The following is a 20797-nucleotide window of genomic DNA, read 5'->3' as shown; positions in this document are numbered from 1 at the left end:
GTCTTACACGTTGTCAACGCCGAACGCGAGTCAAAGTCTTTTGAGGTAAGGGTTTTAGGCTTATTCAGCAAGCCCTACTTAGGGCAGGCAGGCCGCTCTCCGCTGTTTTCTCTTTTACAGAGAAAGAGAAGAGGAGTTGACAGCGCGGCGGGGGCTGGGGCCGGACGCGAAAATAAATTGTAGAGAAATGTTGGCATAACGGATTTGTTTGGGAAGCGTCATTATGCTTTGGTGCGCCTGCTGTGGGGTAATACTTTGAAACGAAGTTAGTCAGTTGAGTGTCAGTAACTTTGACCCGGCGGGTAAGACTTTGCGGATTCTTGACAAGGGACGCGGTATGCAAGCTGAGTGGATATCGTGCGGATGTTACTGGAAAATGGATTGAAGGAGGTGGATGGGTAAAAGCGATCGTCCTAGCCCGCATTTAAGTGGTAAAGCTGCTGGGGTGACAAACATGGCTATGTCCTTGATTTTATCAAGCTTTTGAAGGGGTTGTCACCCTGTAAAATCTAAAAATCTTGTTCTAGCGTATTACCGTTATCGCGTAACCAGTTTTTTGCAAGTTGATAATTTGGGACTTGGACGGCGACTATATTCCAAAATATGGATGTGTGATTACTTTCTAGCAGATGGGCTAATTCGTGAACAATCACATAATTTATGACAAACATGGGGGCTTTAATCAGTCGCCAGTTGAAATTTAGGTTGTTCTTAGACGTGCAGGAACCCCAATGATATTTGCTATCTGTGATTTTTGCTAGATTGAATTCTACACCCATACGTACTGCATAAATTTGAACGCGAGGTAAAATCTGTTCTTTAGCTTTTTGGATGTACCAGTTCTTAAAAACTTCACCGCGCTGTTTTGCTTGTGCTTTAGGTACTAAAAATCGATTACTAACAAATTGAATTTCTTCATTACTATCTGATAGTTCCAGTTGATAATTACGCCCCAAATAAGGCAAAGACTCACCATTAACTAATTCTTTTCCTGGGGGAGGGAGAGGCGGATGATACTTTTGTTCGTGGTGGGTTTTTTCATAAAGCCATAGTTTTCGTGATTCTACAACTTTTTGAATTTTTTCGAGGTCTGTGCCAGTGGGTGCTTTAACAACAATAGAGCGATCTCGCTCAACCGTAATAGTTAGCTTTTTGCGTTTAGGAGAATATACAATCTCGTAGTCAAGTTTCATTTTAGTTTAGTCAGCCTAGTTTAGTCAGCGTATAAAATGGTATCATTATTTTTCTTAGCTAATTCCATTATTCGCGATATAATCCGCTTGCGATTTTGAACTATGTTAGGTAATTGTATAAAGTCAGGTGATAAGAGGATTTTCTGAATTTCAGATTGGAGTTTATTAGAGGCGGGAATACTTTCCCAAAAACCAGTAAGTTGCAATTCTTGTTCGATTACCATGAACACTTGTTGAGTCAGTGCCACGTTCTGGGCAACCAGAGCTTCATCTAGTTCTGTATCACCAAAACATTCAGTTTTGAACATCCGAAAAAAAGGCATTTGTTTTTTCTTGTGCAATCCATAAGTAGGCTCGTTTTCGGCATTTTTAATGCGCTGACGTAGTTTTTCTAACTCTGCGTAGATTGTCTGCCAGTTGTCTTTGAATTGTTCGAGGATTTCTGCAAGGGCTGCGGCAAAAGAGGCTTGTAGCTCGGGGTCATCATCTAGTTCGGTATCGATGTGGTGACGAATAGCGTGTTCGACAACCGCAACTTTGGTTTTTGTACGATCGCGCTTGCTGACTTCACGCTCAAAGTTATCATCTAAAATAGAAATCGGCTTAATTTTGAGATCGATACCTTGGGAAATTAGGTAAGCATCGGTAATTGCTCGTAGTTTGGCGGGAATGCCTTTCATACTAAGGCGAGAATCGCGAAAGTGATTGCTAGCTTGCACGTTAATGTTAGTTAATGCCTGATAGTCAGACATATAGCGCAGGGCTTCTTTAGCCGGGAAAACTAAGTTAAGACTGCGAGTAAATTCTTTGAATGCTAGAATAAACTCAAAGCGAATGTCTTCATCATAAAAGAGATCGAAAAAGGCATCAACATCGCTCAAGTCAGTGAGTCCTTTTTGAGCAAGCATTTCCATAATCGCCCGATGGTCTGCTTCTAACTGGCGAATTTCTGCTTCGGGAAAACTGAAGGTGTCTTCGACTTCCTTTTGTTCGCGTTCGTCGTAGTTATCGAGTGCTTTCTTGAGGTGATGCCCAATGCCAACATAATCTACAACAAAGCCTTTTTCTTTATCCGCACCACCGACACGGTTAACACGGGCGATCGCCTGTAACAAACTATGAGCTTGGATAACTTTATCGAGATACATCACCTGTTCGATAGGGGCATCAAAGCCTGTTAGTAGCATATTATTAACGATGACAATGCCGATTTCACCCCTAATACCACTATCTTCGCTATCAAAGGGTAGTTTAAAGCTTTTGATCGTAGTCTTGTGTTTGGAAGAGTTAGAGTATGCCTTGAGGTGCGGTAAATCGTTGTTATTACCAGAAATAACTACATCAGTCTTGAGTTTTTTGAGGCGTTCGAGGTTGAGATTATGGGGGTTAGATTGTTCTAATTTAGTAATAGTATCGGCTAGGGCGAGATCGAGGTGAGTTTTATAGCGCACGGCGGCTTCGCGAGAGGTGGCTACGACTTGGGCTTTGTAACCATTAGGAAAAATTGATTGCAGATAATGGGTAATGATATCCTCGGCTTTTGTAGCTATGGTTGATTCAGCTTCTAAGTAAGCATCGCGGGAACCATAGCCCAAAATTTGAAGGCGCTCGGTAAGGTTATATTCGCTAAAGACATCTTCAAAGGCGCTGTCCATACCTGATTGGTCTGGTATTTCGGCGTTATGGGTACGGCCTTCGTAAACTATCTCTAAAGTGACTTTATCGGCAATTGATTGGCGCATGGTGTAACTGTCGATGTAATCGCCAAAGACACGCACAGTTTTGTCGATGGGGGTTCCGGTGTAGCCGATGCGAGAGGCGTTGGGGATAGCTTTGTCGAGATTGGCTCCCAGGAGGCTGTATTGCGATCGGTGTGCCTCGTCGGTCATTACCAGAATGTTGGTGCTGGGGTTGAGTTCGGGGAAAGTTTCCTGTAAATCACGCTCTTGGAATTTATGGATCATCGCCATAACGAGATCCGAGGAGTCGCTACGCAGGAGTTCCTTAAGTTTGGCAATACTGTCGGCGGCTTTGACGGTGAAACCGATATTTTGACCAGTTTCTGCCAATTGTTGCTCTAACTGGGTGCGATCGGTGATAAATACCACTTTCCATTGGGAGAGGTTGGGATGGCGATACATGGCTCGTACCATAAACATCATGGTGAGGGACTTGCCTGAGCCTTGGGTATGCCAAATGATGCCGCTACGCGATCGCGGAGTTGTGCCTTCTAGGAGGCGCTGCACGGCTTTTTTGACGGCGCGAAACTGTTGATAGCGCCCTACAATTTTGATAGTTTCGCCTTTGTCGCTAACGGAGAAGAGGGTGAAGTTGCGAATGATTTCTAGCAGGTTATTATGGTCAAGCATTCCTGCCACGAGACGCTGCTGGTCGTTGGGGCTACTGGCTCCATGATCTAAGTCTTCAAGGGTGCGCGGGTAGGGATCTGCCCAACGATAAAAGTATTTTTCGGTGTGGGTGGAAATGGTGCCAAATTTTGTTTCGTTACGACAAGTGGCGATGATGAATTGATTATAGAAAAATAAGGGTGCGCTACCTTCGCCTTTTGCTCCGCGCTGTTCGCTGTAGCGCATTAGTTGGTCTATTGCTTCGGGAATTGCGTCCTGGACTTTTGGCGATTTGCACTCAATGACAACGACGGGTAAGCCGTTGAGAAACAGGACAATATCGGGAATGATGTGGTGTTCTGTGCCAAGAATACGGATTTTGAATTGGCAAATGGCGATAAAGGAGTTATTGCTGGTATGGGCAAAGTCTACAAATTTGACGGTGGGGCTTTTTTCGCCTGTTTTGCGGTTTTCGGAGACGCTGGTATTTTCTTGGAGTAGGGTGAAGAGATGGCGGTTATTTTCGAGGAGGTTATTGCTGGGGAAGTTGGCGGTAAGTTGTTTGATGACTTCTTCGATTTGGTCAGTTTCGAGCCAAGGGTTAATGATTTGCAGTTGTTGGCGCAAAATTGGCAAGATCACAACTTCGGTGAAGTTTTCGCGATCGCTATCTTGGGGTTTTTGGTGTTTGTCGAGGTCGCGTACTTCCCAGCCTAAGCCATGTAATTGATCGAGCAATGGCTTTTCGACGTGGTTGCGTTCATCGAGTTTGATAGCGGTTTGTGTTTTATCTGGTTGCATATTAATTAACCTTGGTCATAACGGCTCAAAACTTTGTGATTTTATGAGGGCTTGGCTAGTTCTATCAGAGCGTTGCGATATTTTTGATACCCCTATGAGCGATCGCTATTTTTCAAGTAAAGTCTGGATCGATGTTTAAGTCTTTGTAGTTTGTGGGTGTTTGCTCTAGTTGCATAGGGATCACGGGGGGGTTAATGGGCTGTGTCTAGTTTAGTTAATTTGTTGCTGCTTTTTGGTTGAGGAGGTTGGTGACGCGGACTTTGCCAGTTAGGAGGTCTTGCATAAGTCCAGTTTTTATTAAGTACAACTTGTTTCTTATAAGTAAATGTTCTTGGCAACTCTGTAAGTTTTTATCCAGTAAGTTCGCAATAGCGCTCTGCTCGTGAGCCGAAGGAACTACAGTTAATATTGTTTTTACAATTTCTTGTGAAATATTAGTTTGAGATTCGGCCATACCAGTTTTAAGAGTTGAGAGATATTGTTGTGAAGCTGATCCCGATAATGAATAAACAAAGAAACGTGGATCTAAGTTTTCGTGGAATTTTAACTTATATATTTTATCGGAAAGAATTTTCTTACTTAGTGTTTCATATACATAACAAATAACTCCCACTCTTGAATTAGGACCCGCTCTTGTTATTAGCACATCACCTTTCTTTATTTCTAGTGAAAGACGTGGCTTTAAGGAACTTGGAAGCTTTTTATTTTCTTGGCTGTCATATCCATCCCAAGTTACTGAGGTGGTTTTCAACACTCCCCATTCATCTTCTAAGGCAGAATGAGATTCACAATCAGGACTCCAACCTTGATAAATATTTTCTAAAAGACTAGCTAAACCCTGAACTTTCCACTCTACGGGAATACGCCCGATCGCAGAATCTTTAAACTCATGGGTGGCTTCGCTGCGGATGTTGCCGTGTTCGTCAACCCCTTTGGTGAGTAAGTCCTGCATCAGTCCCGTTTTGATTCGCTGCTGCTTGGCAATGATAGCTTCGGTTTGGGCGCTCGCGCGATCGATAGTAGACAGAACATCAGCAATTTGTTCTTGTTCTTTTTTGTTATCTGGTAGTGATAGCTCAATATTAGCCATCACATTATTCATTAATTTGGGGTTTCCTACATACGAAACATAATTCTTAGCTAATGTTGAAAGTTTGTATGCAAGAAACTCCATTGATATTTGAGGACTATTTGCCTTTAGAGTGCCGCATACATTTGTACAGTTAAATTTACCTTCTCTATAAAAAACTGTTCCTGCGTAGGCTCCATCTGTTGTCCACGTAACATATTCACCATCAAAATCATAAGTATCAATTCTTCCCATTTCACCTCTGTTTTGAGATTGAGAGGAAAAAACCGGGTATATACCAAGACGTGATTCAATTTCTTGAGAACTAATAACTCGTCCCCTTCCTATATCACAAATTTCTTTTACTTTTATTTGAGTCCAATCTTTGATACTCATCATGCCAAATACCCCAACTTACTCAAAAACTGATTTAACTCCGCTAAAGTCTCCTCTCGCTCTGCTTCCAACTCCTGACTGGAAACGGCATACTTATCCCAAAGTTTCTCAACCAAAGCAATCAGCGATCGCTTTGCCCCATTCAAATAGCGAGTTAATTGCTCCCGCACCCAATCATAGAGCTTCTGCAAAATCAACCCCTTTGCCTCCTCCGTCGTCAACTGCCCACCAATAGCCACCAATAACCCATCAATGCGTGTCAGTCGCTTCTCTAACGCCTCCTTATCCTTAGTCAAACCCGCAATCTTGCGTTTATCATCTTTGTCATTAGATTTTAGCCCCGCTATTTCCGCAATCACTTGCTGAATCAATCCCTCAGTTTCTGCTTGAAACTCCTCCCCACCAACCCGCTTTAGCCGCAACTTTATATCTAACTCTGTCTGCTTCTCCCTGACATCCGCCTTCAAATCCTTGATCTGTTTTTCAAGCTTGGCGATCGCCTCATACTCAGCCTTATATTTTGCCAACTCCCGCGCCGCCGAAATACCTGAGACATTCTTAAGATCGTCCATCAAATCCTTCAACACCTTCTTAATCGAAGTCGCCGTTACCGTCTCATCCTCCTCTGGTTCATAACTCGCCACTTCCTGCGCCGTCTCAATCGCCTCACTCAGTTCCCCCTGGGCCGCACTGATTTGACCTTCCAAATCCTCGATCGCCCTCACCTCATCCTGAAAAAATGCCGCAATCAGATACTTATCAGGAATCAGCGTATGATGCCAACCTGTATTAACGATCGTTTTCAAGTCATAGCGAATCTGTTGCCACCAATTGACAAACACCCCCGCCGCCTGAAACTCATCCAACACCCCCAACCCAATCAGCTTATTCTTTAGCCCCGTCAGCAACTCCCGTCGTACCTCTGGCATTTTCTTGCCTTCGCGCAACTGAGCAAAATCATCCCGTGCCACCTGCCACCAGCTTTCTAGGGCCTCATAGTGTTGATTAATAGTATTTTGGAGATTAGCATCAGCTTCCAACGTCCCCTTAATCGCAGACTTAGTAGCGATCACCTCCACAAATGCTAAATAACCCTCACGCAATGGCCCAAACAACGTCTTAGATTCCACCTTAAACCGGGCAAAATCTACCGCTTGGGCTGCAACTTCCGACTGGGGAATCCCACCAATCAAGTGAGCCGTTACATCTTCGGGTTCAGGTTCCGGCGTATTATCTACATAGCGGCGAATATTCAGATTGTAATCATGCTGCTCAACAATTTCTTGCTTACTCACCAAACGGCTATATTTGGGATACTCCTTTTTGTGCGTAAACACAAAATCAATTTTCTCAATATCTTCAGGGCGTAACTTATTCTGAGCCTTACCCTCCGCAAATTCGCGATCGGCATTCACAAATAAAATTTTATCCCGCAATTCATCGGGTTTGTTCTTATTGACCACCAAAACACAGGCAGGAATCCCAGTGCCATAAAACAACCCCGACGGTAAACTAATAATCGCCTCAATCACATCATTCTCGATCAATTTTTCCCGAATCAGCTTCTCCTTTCCCCCCCGAAATAACACCCCATGCGGCATAATTGTCGCCATGTGTCCGTCAGATTTCAGACTAGCAATCATGTGCTGCACAAACATCAAATCCGCTTTTTTACCCGTCTCTGGGCAAAACTCCCAAAAGCGATTGCTAAATTGCAAACTAGCCCGACTATAGTTCTGCGAAAAAGGTGGGTTAGCCAAAACGCGATCGAACTTACGAATTTGGCTATTCTCTAAAATCTGCGGATCTTCCAGCGTGTCCCCATTTTCAATCGTGAAACGGCTGATATTATGCAGTATCATATTCATGTTGCAAATTGACCAAACCGTACCATTAGAATCTTGACCGTACAAAGCCAAATTATTTTGGTTTTGCCCCTGTTCTTCCACATACTGATATGACTGGATTAAAAAGCCTCCTGAACCCACAGTCGGATCGTAAATTGTATTGCCCGCCTCTGGTTTAACGAGTTGCACCAATAACCGCACCACCTCAGACGGCGTATAAAACTCCCCCCCTTTTTTACCCGCACTATCGGCAAAATACTTAATCAGATACTCATAAGCCGCCCCTAGCAAATCGGGGAACTCAAAGTTATCGTTAACTAATACAAAATTAGGCTGATTAAAGTGATCGAGTAAGTCCTTCCACCTCTGATCGGGAATCTTGGTTTTACCCTTAATAGCATTAAAGTTAATATTGTTTTTTAGCACCCCCGCCAAGGCATCATTGGCATCTTCTACCGCCGCGATCGCCTTATTCAGCATATTGCCAATATCTTGCTTGAGATGCTTCAGTGGCGGCACTTGATTACCATCTTCATCTAACCAAGCTTCGTGCCAACGGGCGCGGGGTGGCACAAAAAACGTCTCGCCATAGGAATTTTTTTCTTCCAGTAGTTCCGCTAACAATTTCGGATCATCAATATGAGTATATGTTTTTTTAACTTCGTTACGCTTGCGATCGAATTCATCCGACAAGCGTTTAATAAATAGCATTCCAAAGATAAATTCCTTGAACTCTGAAGCATCCATCTTTCCGCGCAGAATATCGGCGGATTTGAAGAGAAAATTCTCTAATTGACTGAGAGTAATCTTATCTTGCTGCAAGGTAATTTTTCCAACTCCTTAAGTGTGACTAAGTTATCAAGTGTAAATAATATTTTTGCGATCGCAATCGCGACCACCCTGAATGAGAATGAAAATAGTAGCAAATATTTAAGCTGCTTTATCTGGCTTGGCTTTAGCTCTCTGCTTAAAGCTTTCAAAGTCTACAACTTTAGACTTAATAGCCGCCTCCCACACATCCTTAATAAGGTTAGCTAGCTGGGGAATAACAATTAGTACAAATTGACCGATGCCTTTATTTTTTTTGTCCGCTACTTTCATTACCTGGGGCATATCAGTCCAGTCATGCTTGACCCAATAAACTTCATCATTAACAACGACCAAGTGTTTATTTCTGAGGCTGTCATCAAAGCCAGTCTCATTAAGGAACTGAATAATTTTCCTAACTGTCTGCAAGGAAACTCTTTGCCTGAGATGGCCGATCGCTCGAATCTCTAATACCTGTTCCCATGTATAGATTACCGTCGGCTTCTTAGAATTGCCGTACTTCTGGGGCATCACTACCCCTGTCCTGTCTAAGTAGGCAAGACGGCTAGATGTTGTCCCAGTTAGGGCTAAAGTTTCTTGACGGGTAAAGCCTTCCATAGCAATCGCTCTCCTACAATACCATCTGGCAACTCCACTGCAACGGAATTGCCTCTCCCTGTAACATACACCTATTCCTTCAACGTCTTAAGAAAAATTTAACATTTCTTAGGGTTTTACACGTACACCTTGTAAAACGTTATGTTACTTTGTAAAAAAGATGATTAACCCAGGTGAACTATATGCCGAAGGGAAAAAACCAGCACGTTATCCCCCATCAGACCGGATGGGCAGTGGAGAGAGAGGGCGCTAGCAAAGCCACGCAGGTATTCGCCACCCAGCAGAAAGCCATTGACCGAGCACGAGAGATTGCTCAAAACCAACAATCAGAGGTAGTAATTCATCGGCAAGACGGGACGATTCGGGACAGAGACAGCTACGGTAATGACCCCTGCCCTGCGAAAGATAGAAAGTATTGAGGTTTTGTAAGAGCGATTAACCCAGTACACCGGGGAACTCGCTCTTAGTGTTCTGTCAAATTGAGTAAATTCGATTTCCCCCCATTATAAAAATGAATTTGTGCATTAATCCTCATTGCCCGAATCCGAAAAATGCCGACAATAATTTATTGCTCTGCTCTAGCTGTGGGTCTAATTTGTTGCTAGGAGGGCGCTATCGCGCCACCCGCCTACTGGGAGAAGGTGGCTTTGGCAAAACTTACGAGGTCAGCGATCGTGGCCGCTCTCCAAAAGTTTTAAAAGTTTTGATTAAAAACACCCCCAAGTCTATAGAACTATTCAAACGAGAAGCCGAAGTTCTATGCCGCCTCAATATTGTAGGAATCCCTAAAGGTGAGGAGTATTTCACATTTACTGCTGGTAACACTCAGAAACAAGTGCATTGCTTCGTAATGCAGAAAATTGAAGGCGAAAATTTGCAAGATTGGATGTCCCAACGGAACAATCAGCCGATCGGCGAAAAGAAAGCCCGTCTTTGGTTAGAGGAGTTAGTGCATATCCTGAGCGACATCCACAAGAATCAGTTATTTCACCGGGATATTAAGCCGTCCAACATCATGCTTTCTCAGGACGGATTGTTGGTATTAATAGATTTTGGAACGGTACGGGAAATTACCGACACTTACGAAAGCAAACACGCAGCCAAGCAAATCACGACTATTCATACCCCTGGCTACGCTCCTTTGGAGCAATTGAATGGTCAAGCCTCCCCACAATCCGATTTTTTTGCCTTGGGTCGTACTTTTGTTTATTTACTAACGGGAAAGCTTCCTAGTGAATTCAACAAACCCTATGAACATGACCTCTACACTGACGACTTAGAGAATTGGCGCGATGAAGCCCCCCATGTTTCGCCCGCGTTTGCAGATTTTATCGACCAACTCATGGCGCGACCTCTTCAAAAGCGCTTTGCAAATACTCAGGCAATTTTGCAACGGCTTAAGGAAGTTGACGAAATTTTGCATCCTCCTGTAGTCATTACGTGGGAAAGGTACCGATTGCAAAGAAAGTTGCAAAAAATGCAGAGAGATGAACAATTAGTGTCAGATATCCGTCAGTTGTCTCAACATATGTTTGGGAGTTTTTCAAACCTACAACCTGCACCGCAAAATTCAATGGAAAATATTGCGGCAAACAAACCAATTTATGAATTAATAGGGCTGGCATTGGATGAAATTTGCAGGCAAGGCTTCTGCCCGCAAGTGGCGAGCGGTAGAGAAATTCCCATTGAAACTGTAAGCGTTTCATATGAGCCGACTCTTCCCGATTTTTGTTTTCTCACAATCGAAACTTTTTTAACGCACGACTACGATGTAATAATTAACAAAGACGGCAGCGACGAGGCGACGATTTACGATCGACCCAAGGCACGCATCCGATTTGGTGATAGGTGAGGAGAATCCTGAGAGAGAACTATATAGCGTTCCCAAAAATCCGCACTCGCAGCAATTCAAACTTTTACCAAATAAGGGTTACAGTCATTTTTTTTAACCAAACCGCTCAGTTCCATCAAGCTTTCACTCAGGAAAGCTGTGGCAAAGTACAGTCACTCCGCTCTGGATGGTTGGCGAGCGTTGCCTTGTGGCGGGTGGCGATCGCTTCCGCGTTTCACCGATAACAAAGCTTGATGTAATACAACAATCCCGGCGAACGCCCCCGCTACAGCGAAGCTGCAGGCCCGCTCAAACCTTTTAGCTTTCAGGCTTTCAGCATATTGCTCCTTGTAGTATGGATGGGGTTGTGTAATATCAGTTTGACACTCTAGTTAAACCTGGTAATCGAGGGCAATCGTTCAGATCGCTTCACTCGTTCAAAAACGCTTGCTTATGTGACTTACACGCCTTGCGCTCGTTTCTCTCTTTCCTTCCGCTTCCCCAAGCGCTGCGTTAAGAAATCCCCGTCTACCGATGCAGTAACGCAGTATTTGCGGCAAACTCTGTGGTATAGGGTCGAGTTTACCAAGATGAAGATAGAACGGCACGGGCAGGCCAAGATACTCACGCAACAGGAAATCGAGCTTTTGTTCAACAAAGGTTTGCAAACCACTCGCGATCGCACGCTGTTCGGAGTTTGTCTCTACACCGCCTGTCGGATTGCCGAAGCTTGTTCCCTGATGGTCAAGGATATCTACACGAACAGGGGCACCGTCCGTTCTACAATTAACTTCCGCAAAGCCAACACTAAAGGCCAACTCCAAACCAGAACGATTCCAGTCATTGAAGATTTGCGATCGCTTCTGACATCTTGGAAACCCAACGCGGGTCAGACTTATTTATTCCCCGGCCGCCACCGTTCGCACCACTGGAAGCATTTGCACCCCGACTCAGCGGACAAGATTTTGAGAGAAGCGTTTGATCGCGCCGACATCGAGGGAGCATCCACCCACAGTTTTAGGAGAACGGCTCTCACCCAGATGAGCAACGCCGGAATTCCGCTGCGGATTATTCAAGAAATCAGCGGTCACAACAACCTCGAACAATTGCAGAAATACTTAGAGGTGAAGCCGGATCAAGTGCGGGGTGCGATCGCTTCACTTTCCATGCTTTCCTACACCGGAAAAGACACATTTCCCGGTGTAGAGCATGAATTGTCTGCTGTGCCGTTACCAAGAGAGGAACTGTCACAAGGCCTATCAGACTCGGAGCCTGAAGAAATTCCTGATTGGTGACGAGCAATTTTAGATTTTAGATTTTAGATTTTAGATTTTGGATGCCAAGGATTAAAGTTACGCATCAAGAGCATCGAGTGCCGATCGCTTTCTTTCCCAAGGCAGAAGCCCTAACCCCTGGATTTGTTACAATTCTCGATCGTGTGGAGCAGGTGCATCTACGAAAACCTGCTTTTAGGAGAACTTTTGACTATGTGGCTTAAATTTGGTGTTGCTCCCAGTGGCGAACTGACGGGCATTGATGAAGCTGTGCGCGGAAAAACTCAGCTAACTTGCCTCTACTGCGGTGGCGGACTCACAGCAAAAAAGGGTTCGGTGAAAGAACATCACTTCGCGCATACCGAGGACACTTGCAAGCCAGTCTCGCAGCGGATTAAAACCAAAGCTTTCCCATCGCTTCCCCTCTACGACAACTTCACCATCCAGCTTAAGGGTGAGGAATTGGAGCAATTGAAGGTGCTGTGGAAAGAGTACGGGGCCCAAAATTACGCCATTCCCAAAGACTTAGTAAACTTTCGGTGGGAACTCAAAGGATTGGTGGAGTCGTCGGGCGATCGCACTTATCAGTTTACCGACTTGGGTAAAATCCCCGTCGGCGCGCTTCCCCTGGCGTTGTTCAACCAAGTCCAAGAACCTTTGCTGGTGTCGGAGCTGGCTTCATTGGAAGGTTCTGTAGAGATTGCGGAAGCTGCGGGGTTATCTTGTTTGGATGAACGGCGGGCTGATTTACTGATTTATCGAGCACAGCTTCGTCGGATTCTGGTGAACTCGCTCTACTTTCTGGAGGTAAAAGCGGACGGTCACTGCTTCTATAAAATTGGGGTGACAACTCGATCGATCGAGGAACGCATCGCGGAAGTGCAGCGGGATGTGAAAGCGCATTACTCGGATGTGACCGTCAATTTGCTGGGACTTTGGGAACACCGGGGGAATGTGGAGCTGTACTTCAAGCACCGGTACAAAGCTTTTAATTATCGAATTGGCAAGCTGACAGAGTATTTTGCGTTTCCGAACGTCAAGGCGGTGCTGAATGATTTGTATGAGATGAAACCATGCAGTTTAGATGTTTGACAGCTTAGCAATCAGCCTCCAGAAAATTCTGTACTGCATTTGGGTAGATTCCTCAAATAAACTACAAATGTTGTTACCGTTGAATATATCGACCTGCTCACTGAGATTATGAGTAAACTTTATGAGCAGATCGAGCAGTGACCCTGATGCTGACAAAATTATACCCGTGAGAGACTGGATTTTGTCAGTGCTGGAACAATACGATCGCTCGCCATCCTTGAACCTGATAGATTTCGTGCCGTTGGTCCCACCCGCAATGCGGCTAAACCACCCATAACAAATAGCTCACAACAAGGCCAGCGCAGGTATTCATCCACAACAGGTAATCCGTTCACAATCTCGGTGGGATAAGTATCTAGAACATTTTTAAGCAAGGGATGGTTGGTCGCATCTATTTGGCTTCCGGTCGCGAACCAAATGCGATCGATATTCTGATGGTGAATGCACTCATGTATAGCTGGATTATCACAAAAAACCTGCCAGCTATCACCATTCCATTGGGCTTTAGACACCTGACACTGCTCATAAAACACAACACGCCGATCGCGTTCTAAACGCCGTAGTTGAGTCAGCATAGCTGGAGTCATCGAGCCACCATTGCGTGCTTGCTGAATCATAGAATAGCGAATCTGTAAATTTGGTTCTGCCCAGAAATTTTTGAGGTATTTAGGGCCAAGCCAACCTGGGTCAGCATCAAACAACTTCTCGTATAGGGTTCGTCGTGACATGAGTAAAACCTGTGCGCCTCGTTGAATCGCACCCACTGCTAAATGTCCACTGGTTAACCCACCTCCAATAATCAGAACTTTTTCACCCTGAAGTGTCAAGTTTTGTAAGTCAATAGCATGAGAATGCAGCAGCCGCTCAGGTGGGTAATTCTGGGGAATTTTCCCGACCCAATCTGGGATATGAGGTTTTCCACCCCCGTTAGCTATAACAACTCTACGGGCGACAATTGTTTGACCATTGGATAATTCTAGACAAAATCGGGGACGACGATGATTCTTTAACGGTTCCACCCGCACAACAGCAGCCGAATACACACAACTCTGTAACGCAGAACGACGAATCACTTCCTGACAAAAATTTTGAAACAACCGAGTTCCGGGCAAATCGTAGGGCGGAAATAATTCGTTAGGGCGGGAGGCCGCAAAGGTGCGAAGTGCATGAGGATCGGGATCGGGTTGGTGTACCGCAGGCGACCTGAGATGAGGAATCTCTAAGGCGGCAAACTGATGATTCCATTGACTCATCCAAGTGCCACTGGGGTCGAAAACTAGGAAACGTCCTCGCATCGACTTTTTCTTTTGCAGTAAGTGAGCTACCAGTGCTAGGGCATGAGGGCCCGCTCCCACAATCGCAATGTCTATGAATTCTGGTAGAGAATCACTTTTCACAGCTTGTGTTATAAAATAAACGAATGATAATCATTCTCAGTTTATTTGATGTTAGCACCTGAATCTCCCATATTGGAAAATCGAACTGCTACGGCTGTGTCATCCAGTCAGCCTATTAAGCCAATCATTCATCGTCCCCGTCGATTACGGCGGACGGAAACGCTGCGTCGGATGGTGCGGGAGAATGCGTTACGAGTAGAGGATCTGATTTATCCCCTGTTTGTGATGGAAGGAGAAGGGCAACGAGAGGAAGTGCCTTCTATGCCAGGTTGCTACCGTTACACCCTGGATCTATTGCTAGATGAAGTGAAGCAGGCATATCAGTTGGGAATTAGTGCGATCGCCCTTTTCCCTTTGATTCCCTACGACCAAAAAGATAACGCTGGAACTGAAAGCTACAACCCTAATGGTTTGATTCCCCGCGCAGTGCGAGCAATCAAACAAGCCGTTCCAGAGATGGTAGTGATTACCGATGTAGCTCTAGATCCTTACAGTAGTGAAGGACATGACGGCATTGTGCAGGATGGCAAAATACTCAACGATGAAACCGTTGCCGTCTTGGTCAAACAAGCGTTGGTACAGGCAGAAGCCGGAGCCGATTTCGTTGCACCATCTGACATGATGGATGGGCGTGTTGGCGCAATTCGCCAAGCCTTGGATGCTGAGGGATGGATCAATGTTGGCATTCTTTCCTATGCAGCCAAGTACGCTTCTGCTTATTATGGCCCGTTCCGCGATGCCTTAGATTCAGCCCCCAAGTTTGGCGATAAGAAAACTTATCAGATGGATGCAGCCAATGCCAGAGAAGCCATCAAAGAAGTAGAGATGGATATTGCCGAGGGAGCAGATATTGTGATGGTGAAACCTGCCCTTGCCTACTTGGATATTATCTGTCGCATTAAACAGCACACAAATTTACCTGTTGCTGCCTATAACGTCAGCGGCGAATACGCCATGATCAAAGCCGCTGCCCAACAGGGTTGGATTGATGAAAATAAGGTGATTTTGGAAACACTGACAAGCATAAAACGAGCAGGGGCAGATTTGATTTTGACGTACTTTGCCAAACAAGTTGCTCTACTGTTGCAACAGTAATCGGGTAAGGCAATTGTTTCATCCTTAATGTCTACCTTCCCGCTTCTTCATGTTGAACTTCTCAAGGCTATTTATCATGATTCATCTAAAAATAGGGTTACGACAGCCTAGTAAAATTGTTCGTCAATTATCCGTTGTAGTCGTGTCGGCGATCGCACTGAGTTTGGGAAGTTGTACATCTAATGTTCCCTCAACCAATTCAGAGGCTCGCCAAACAGCAGCAGACGGGTTAAAAGTAGTAACAACCTTCTTACCCATCACACAATTTACCAAAGCAGTGGCGGGCGATCGCGCACAAGTCACTCAACTGCTACCGACAAATGTAGGCCCCCATGACTATCAGGCAAAGCCAGAGGATGTACAGAAACTGGCTAAAGCCGATGTATTGGTTCAAAACGGGCTAGAGATGGAGGAATTCTTAGAGAACCTGATTAAGAATGCTGGAAATGCCAAATTGAAAGTGATTGATTCGAGCCAGAGAGTGCATACGATCGCAACTGAAAGCATTGAGGGGCAGGATCATGGGCATAAATCAGGGCAGAAACAAGGAGAAGACAGGCATATTCATGGGAAATTTAACCCTCATATCTGGCTCGATCCGAAACGGGCAATTCAACAGGTAGAAAACATTCGAGATGGGCTAATTACGGCTGATCCTGGTGGCAAAGAAATTTACACCGCCAATGCTGCCGCTTATATTCAACGCTTGCGAAACCTAGATGCAGAAAACACGAAATTGCTGCAACCTTTTGCAGGTAAGACATTTGTTGCCTTCCACGACTTTGCTCCATACTTTGCTATGAGCTACAACTTGAAAGCCAAATTTCTGGTTGATGTACCAGAAGAAAACCCATCTCCCGATGATGTGAAACGGGTCATGGATACCGTCAAGGCGAGCAATCTAAAAACCTTGCTGACAGAACCCCAGAGTGGACAAGATGCCTTTGCAGGATTGGCAAAAGATTTGAACGTGCGGGTTAGCACGTTTGACCCGATGGAAACTGGAGGAACCGAGGCGTTGCAACCCGATTATTACATCACCACGATGCGGAAAAATGTCAAAACTCTGGTGACGGCGTTCACTGGACAATCAACTCAATCCTTCCTACTCATACAGACATCACAGGCTGTTGCGGTTGTGGCACAGCAGGTTGGGGTGAGGTTTTAGGATGAAAGAAGTTGTACTTGCAGTTGAACGGCTCACCGTTTATCGGGAAAGCTACGCAGCAGTAGAAAATGTTTCGTTTTCGTTGCCAGCAGGTATAGACATTGCACTTGTCGGTCCTAATGGCGCTGGCAAAACTACCCTGGTGCAAGCTATCCTGGGAATTTTACCTCGACAAGCAGGTAATGTATTTATACTAGGACAACCGCTAAGTCGTAGAGGGTTTCTGCCACCTAGCATCCGTCAACAGATTGCTTATTTGCCCCAAAACTTTCTGTTCGATCGTCGCATTCCTATAACGGTAGAAGAACTGGTAGGTTTGGGGTGGGACTCTTTGGGGTTTCAATTACCTTGGGCAAACCATAGAAAACGCCGCCATGCTGTGCGAGAGGCATTGGCAAGGGTTGAGGCGACACACCTCAGAGATCAAGTAATTAGCGGACTTTCCGGCGGCGAAACGAAACGGGTGTTGCTGGCATACTGCCTCGTTCACCCGCGCCGCTTGTTAATTCTTGATGAAGCCCCTGCTGGCTTAGATATGCGTGGAGAATCAGAGTTTTACCGACTGCTGTATCAACTCAAGCAGGAGCAAGGCTGGGCTATTCTGCAAATTTCTCACGATCTGGATATGGTGCGGCGAAAGTGCGATCGCGTCCTCTGCCTAAATCGTACACTGCTGTGTCAGGGAACTCCAGGTGTTGCTCTGTCTCCTGACAATCTTTCTGCTGCCTACGGAACAGAATTTGTTCGATATAACCATAATCATTAATTTGCCATCTCCATGTCTTTTCCATCAGAAATCACTCGCGTCATTGAACTGTTTCAACTGCCTTTTATGCAACGGGCATTTATCGGCGGCATTCTTACAGGGATAATGGGTGGGCTTTTAGGAAGTTTTACGATTTTACGACAGTTATCTTTCTTCAGCGATGCCCTAGGACATTCCGCCTTGTTGGGCATCAGCATTGGATTGTTATTAGGACTCAATTCCTCTGTGGTTTTACTGCCATTTTCTGTGTTTTTTGCCTTAGCGGTTTCTTATCTACTAGAACGCACTCGCCTATGGACAGATGCGTTGCTCAATATTATCTATTCATCATCATTAGCGATCGCCATTATTACCCTCAGCTTTGTGGGGCAATACAAAGGTGGACTCAATCATCTTTTGTTTGGTGATATTTTAGCCGTTCAAGAACTAGATTTAGTTTTTAGTACAGCATTGTTAATCGTCTGCATTGTGTTCATTGGGTTGACCTTGCGAACACAAATGTTACTAACTTTGCATGAACCCTTAGCGATCGCTCGTGGCGTTTCAGTATCAACTCATCGCACAGTATTTATTGTATTGTTATCGCTAGTGGTTGGGATATCAATTAAGGCAATCGGTGTATTGCTAGTCAGTGCGTTTGTAGTAATTCCAGCTTGTGCTGCACGGTTACTGAGTCGCACCTTCACAAGTTATGTATTGTTATCAGCAGCAATAGGAGCATTAAGTGCTGTATTGGGAATGGTGGTTTCAGCCTGGTTTAATTTGCCATCTGGCCCCAGTATTGTGACAACACAATTAACTATTTTTATAGTTGCAATGACTTTACCTCATTTTAATTCACTGGCTCACTGAATTTAGATATTTATGTCTCAACCTCAACTAATTAATTCTGTACTACCAAATAGGAGAGAACAATGATGAAGAGTCACTCACACTTAGAAATTTCAAAACGGGGAATGCCTGTTACCATCATCACTGGTTTTTTAGGCAGTGGTAAAACAACTGTGCTAAATCATATTTTGAATAATTGCCATGATTTGAAGGTTGCAGTTTTAGTTAATGAGTTTGGCGACATCAACATCGACAGTCAATTGTTAGTCTCGATGGATGAAGACATGGTAGAACTCAGTAATGGCTGTATTTGTTGCACGATTAATGATGGGCTAGTTGATGCCGTTTTTCGAGTTTTGGAAAGGGGCGATCGCATCAATTATATGGTGATTGAAACTACTGGCGTTGCTGACCCCCTACCCATTATCTTGACATTTTTGGGAACTGAACTGCGTGAATTAACTCGGCTAGATTCGATTATTACTGTTGTTGATGCCGAAACCTTTACCCCCAATCATTTCGATAGCGAAGCGGCCCTCCAGCAAATTGCCTATGGGGATATCACGATTTTGAACAAAACTGATTTAGCTTCTTCCGAGAAAGTGAAAGAATTGGAAGACTACATTGGTATTGTAAAGGTAGGAGCTAGAATTCTTCATAGTCAGCATGGTCAAGTACCACTGCCGCTAATTTTGGATGTAGGCTATAACAATTCAACTCAATATGCAGATTTAATTCAGTCAGAAATTCAGCAAACTGAGCAAGAGCATCATCATCATCATCATCATCATCATCACGATGATCACACCCACCATCCGCATGAACATCACCATCACCATTCCGCACATCTGGATAATGATGGATTTGTATCAATTTCCTTTGAAAGCGATCGCCCCTTTGATGTGAAAAAGTTTGAAATGTTCTTGCAAGAACAATTACCCAAAAACGTTTTTCGAGCGAAAGGTATTCTTTGGTTGACCGAAAGCCACTTACGTCACGTCTTTCAACTGAGCGGCCCCCGCTTTGATCTGCAAGGTGAAGAATGGCGCACTCCCCCTAAAAACCAACTTGTATTTATTGGGCGCAACTTAAATGCCGATGAGCTTCGGCAGCAGTTAACAGACTGCATTGCCTGATAGCAATTCTTTCAGCAGTTCCGTCTTGTATCCTGGAGAAAGAGATACTGCGTGTTATGCCTCCCATCTTTATTCCTAACCAAAATTGACATATGACAACAATGTTAGCTGACAGCCCCAATAGTCAAATCGGTGGAACTGTTCAGACCTTTAACTGGGTTTTGCAAAACCAGTCCTATCGTCTCATCTATGAAATCAAGGGAAATGGAACGCCAATTCTTTTACTACCAGCGTTCAGTACAGTTTCAAGCCGCTTGGAAATGCGAGGATTAGCGGATCGTCTTTCTTCTCAGTTTCAGGTAGTAGCACTTGATTGGTTAGGGTTTGGGCAGTCTAGCCGTCCCACAATAGATTACAATCCGACACTCTACAAACAGCTTTTACCAGCTTTTGTTGCAGCTACATTCGATCGTCCTGTGGCAGTAGTTGCAGCGGGACACGCGGCTGGCTATGCAATGCAGGTAGCCCAACAACTTCCCTGCCCTTGGTCAAAAATGGTGCTGGTAGCTCCCACTTGGAAAGGCCCGTTGCGCGTGATGGGTGTTCCCACGCCGATGCGGGATGCAGTAAGAGAATTGGTGCGATCGCCGGGAATTGGTCAGGCACTTTACACGCTCAACACTGCTCCAGCATTTCTCAAATTTATGTACCGTCAGCACGTTTATGTAAATGCAGACAGACTGACTCCAGACTTAATGCAGCAGAAATACGAGATCGCGACTCAACCAGGCGCACGGTTCGCTCCTGCCGCGTTTGTTACCGGAACCTTAGACCCAATGGAAAGCCATGAGGAATTTATACAAATTGGGCGATCGCTCTCTGTACCAACGATGGTGGTGATTGGGGAACAGTCGCCTGCTCAGTCAAAAGCTGAGATGGAGGCAATTGCACAGTTACCTGGGATCGAGAGCCACCATCTGCCTGGTTCCTTGGGACTTCATGAGGAATATGCAGATGAAGTGGCAGAGATCATCAAGCCATTTCTTCAAAACCAATGATATTCCAAAGCAATCCTGCTTTTCATTCCCTGTAGAGGCGCTAAATTTAGCGCCTCTACATAACGTTGCTGCATGGCGGCTTCAAGAGCAGCTTCGATCAAATTCCTCACATTTTCCATCTATAATGGAG

Annotated in this window: 19 protein-coding genes; 12 read left to right on the top strand and 7 right to left on the bottom strand. The window is 44.9% G+C overall.

The window, feature by feature from the left end; all coding sequences use genetic code 11:
- The coding region (locus QUA74_RS11280) for a hypothetical protein (protein ID WP_333328261.1) at window positions 1-183 on the top strand (183 nt) is incomplete at its 5' end.
- Between the two features lie 326 nt (window positions 184-509).
- Here QUA74_RS11280 and QUA74_RS11275 read toward each other — a convergent pair.
- From QUA74_RS11275 to QUA74_RS11255, 5 genes are all read right to left on the bottom strand, one after another.
- Window positions 510-1193, bottom strand: a complete 684-nt coding sequence (locus QUA74_RS11275; RefSeq protein ID WP_333328258.1) for a SprT family zinc-dependent metalloprotease — start codon at window positions 1191-1193, stop codon at window positions 510-512.
- 20 nt (window positions 1194-1213) lie between these two features.
- Window positions 1214-4342, bottom strand: coding sequence for a type I restriction endonuclease subunit R (locus QUA74_RS11270; RefSeq protein ID WP_333328255.1), 3129 nt, complete (start codon window positions 4340-4342; stop codon window positions 1214-1216).
- Window positions 4343-4556: 214 nt separating this feature from the next.
- The gene (locus QUA74_RS11265; RefSeq protein WP_333328252.1) at window positions 4557-5810 is read right to left on the bottom strand and encodes a restriction endonuclease subunit S; all 1254 of its coding nucleotides are present in this window, start codon (window positions 5808-5810) and stop codon (window positions 4557-4559) included.
- Window positions 5807-8476: a type I restriction-modification system subunit M gene (locus tag QUA74_RS11260; protein WP_333328249.1), complete on the bottom strand. Its 2670-nt coding sequence runs from the start codon at window positions 8474-8476 to the stop codon at window positions 5807-5809. The genes QUA74_RS11265 and QUA74_RS11260 overlap by 4 nt, the downstream gene beginning before the upstream one ends.
- A 108-nt stretch (window positions 8477-8584) precedes the next feature.
- A complete protein-coding gene (locus tag QUA74_RS11255; protein ID WP_333047051.1) occupies window positions 8585-9079 on the bottom strand; it encodes a MerR family transcriptional regulator in 495 nt (164 codons plus the stop codon).
- Between the two features lie 182 nt (window positions 9080-9261).
- Here QUA74_RS11255 and QUA74_RS11250 point away from each other — a divergent pair, with 182 nt between their 5' ends.
- From QUA74_RS11250 to QUA74_RS11230, 5 genes are all read left to right on the top strand, one after another.
- Window positions 9262-9498, top strand: a complete 237-nt coding sequence (locus tag QUA74_RS11250) for a DUF2188 domain-containing protein (RefSeq protein ID WP_333328245.1) — start codon at window positions 9262-9264, stop codon at window positions 9496-9498.
- 92 nt (window positions 9499-9590) lie between these two features.
- Window positions 9591-10931 (top strand): serine/threonine-protein kinase, encoded by a 1341-nt coding sequence (locus tag QUA74_RS11245; protein ID WP_333328242.1) that lies wholly within the window; start codon window positions 9591-9593, stop codon window positions 10929-10931.
- Between the two features lie 434 nt (window positions 10932-11365).
- Window positions 11366-12205, top strand: coding sequence for a tyrosine-type recombinase/integrase (locus tag QUA74_RS11240; RefSeq protein ID WP_333328238.1), 840 nt, complete (start codon window positions 11366-11368; stop codon window positions 12203-12205).
- A 41-nt stretch (window positions 12206-12246) separates the two neighbouring features.
- A complete protein-coding gene (locus QUA74_RS11235; RefSeq protein ID WP_333328235.1) occupies window positions 12247-12408 on the top strand; it encodes a hypothetical protein in 162 nt (53 codons plus the stop codon).
- Window positions 12398-13276, top strand: a complete 879-nt coding sequence (locus QUA74_RS11230; protein ID WP_333328232.1) for a GIY-YIG nuclease family protein — start codon at window positions 12398-12400, stop codon at window positions 13274-13276. Before QUA74_RS11235 ends, QUA74_RS11230 begins: the two co-directional genes overlap by 11 nt.
- A 158-nt stretch (window positions 13277-13434) precedes the next feature.
- Here QUA74_RS11230 and QUA74_RS11225 read toward each other — a convergent pair whose 3' ends face one another.
- Entirely contained in the window at window positions 13435-14673 is a 1239-nt protein-coding gene (locus QUA74_RS11225; protein ID WP_333328229.1) for a SidA/IucD/PvdA family monooxygenase, read from the bottom strand.
- A 48-nt stretch (window positions 14674-14721) separates the two neighbouring features.
- On the opposite strand from QUA74_RS11225, the gene hemB reads away from it, so the two are divergent.
- The 6 genes from hemB to QUA74_RS11195 all read left to right on the top strand — a co-directional run bounded on the left by hemB (window position 14722) and on the right by QUA74_RS11195 (window position 20667).
- The gene (gene hemB, locus QUA74_RS11220) at window positions 14722-15768 is read left to right on the top strand and encodes a porphobilinogen synthase (protein WP_333328226.1); all 1047 of its coding nucleotides are present in this window, start codon (window positions 14722-14724) and stop codon (window positions 15766-15768) included.
- A 76-nt stretch (window positions 15769-15844) separates the two neighbouring features.
- Window positions 15845-16936, top strand: coding sequence for a metal ABC transporter solute-binding protein, Zn/Mn family (locus QUA74_RS11215; RefSeq protein ID WP_333328223.1), 1092 nt, complete (start codon window positions 15845-15847; stop codon window positions 16934-16936).
- Between the two features lies 1 nt (window position 16937).
- Window positions 16938-17702: a metal ABC transporter ATP-binding protein gene (locus QUA74_RS11210; protein WP_333328220.1), complete on the top strand. Its 765-nt coding sequence runs from the start codon at window positions 16938-16940 to the stop codon at window positions 17700-17702.
- A gap of 12 nt (window positions 17703-17714) precedes the next feature.
- Entirely contained in the window at window positions 17715-18554 is an 840-nt protein-coding gene (locus QUA74_RS11205; RefSeq protein WP_333328217.1) for a metal ABC transporter permease, read from the top strand.
- A 62-nt stretch (window positions 18555-18616) separates the two neighbouring features.
- Window positions 18617-19669 (top strand): CobW family GTP-binding protein, encoded by a 1053-nt coding sequence (locus QUA74_RS11200; protein WP_445302140.1) that lies wholly within the window; start codon window positions 18617-18619, stop codon window positions 19667-19669.
- 92 nt (window positions 19670-19761) lie between these two features.
- Window positions 19762-20667 carry an alpha/beta hydrolase gene (locus QUA74_RS11195; RefSeq protein ID WP_333328213.1) on the top strand — a complete coding sequence of 302 codons (906 nt, stop codon included), beginning with the start codon at window positions 19762-19764 and terminating at the stop codon, window positions 20665-20667.
- Here QUA74_RS11195 and QUA74_RS11190 read toward each other — a convergent pair.
- Window positions 20655-20786 carry a hypothetical protein gene (locus tag QUA74_RS11190; protein WP_333328210.1) on the bottom strand — a complete coding sequence of 44 codons (132 nt, stop codon included), beginning with the start codon at window positions 20784-20786 and terminating at the stop codon, window positions 20655-20657. The genes QUA74_RS11195 and QUA74_RS11190 overlap by 13 nt on opposite strands.
- Window positions 20787-20797 lie beyond the last annotated feature (11 nt).

The organism is Microcoleus sp. LAD1_D3 (assembly GCF_036702135.1).
In the GTDB taxonomy this organism is placed as follows: Bacteria; Cyanobacteriota; Cyanobacteriia; order Cyanobacteriales; family Microcoleaceae; genus Microcoleus.
This window is presented reverse-complemented; position numbering and strand designations above follow the sequence as displayed.

Coding starts and splice junctions, on each gene's coding strand:
- QUA74_RS11275 (WP_333328258.1), bottom strand. CDS start 1,193: ATGAAACTTGACTACGAGATTGTATATTCTCCTAAACGCAAAAAGCTA.
- QUA74_RS11200 (WP_445302140.1), top strand. CDS start 18,617: ATGATGAAGAGTCACTCACACTTAGAAATTTCAAAACGGGGAATGCCT.
- QUA74_RS11270 (WP_333328255.1), bottom strand. CDS start 4,342: ATGCAACCAGATAAAACACAAACCGCTATCAAACTCGATGAACGCAAC.
- QUA74_RS11190 (WP_333328210.1), bottom strand. CDS start 20,786: ATGGAAAATGTGAGGAATTTGATCGAAGCTGCTCTTGAAGCCGCCATG.
- QUA74_RS11195 (WP_333328213.1), top strand. CDS start 19,762: ATGACAACAATGTTAGCTGACAGCCCCAATAGTCAAATCGGTGGAACT.
- hemB (WP_333328226.1), top strand. CDS start 14,722: ATGTTAGCACCTGAATCTCCCATATTGGAAAATCGAACTGCTACGGCT.
- QUA74_RS11245 (WP_333328242.1), top strand. CDS start 9,591: ATGAATTTGTGCATTAATCCTCATTGCCCGAATCCGAAAAATGCCGAC.
- QUA74_RS11210 (WP_333328220.1), top strand. CDS start 16,938: ATGAAAGAAGTTGTACTTGCAGTTGAACGGCTCACCGTTTATCGGGAA.
- QUA74_RS11235 (WP_333328235.1), top strand. CDS start 12,247: ATGCCAAGGATTAAAGTTACGCATCAAGAGCATCGAGTGCCGATCGCT.
- QUA74_RS11230 (WP_333328232.1), top strand. CDS start 12,398: ATGTGGCTTAAATTTGGTGTTGCTCCCAGTGGCGAACTGACGGGCATT.
- QUA74_RS11255 (WP_333047051.1), bottom strand. CDS start 9,079: ATGGAAGGCTTTACCCGTCAAGAAACTTTAGCCCTAACTGGGACAACA.
- QUA74_RS11265 (WP_333328252.1), bottom strand. CDS start 5,810: ATGATGAGTATCAAAGATTGGACTCAAATAAAAGTAAAAGAAATTTGT.
- QUA74_RS11215 (WP_333328223.1), top strand. CDS start 15,845: ATGATTCATCTAAAAATAGGGTTACGACAGCCTAGTAAAATTGTTCGT.
- QUA74_RS11250 (WP_333328245.1), top strand. CDS start 9,262: ATGCCGAAGGGAAAAAACCAGCACGTTATCCCCCATCAGACCGGATGG.
- QUA74_RS11205 (WP_333328217.1), top strand. CDS start 17,715: ATGTCTTTTCCATCAGAAATCACTCGCGTCATTGAACTGTTTCAACTG.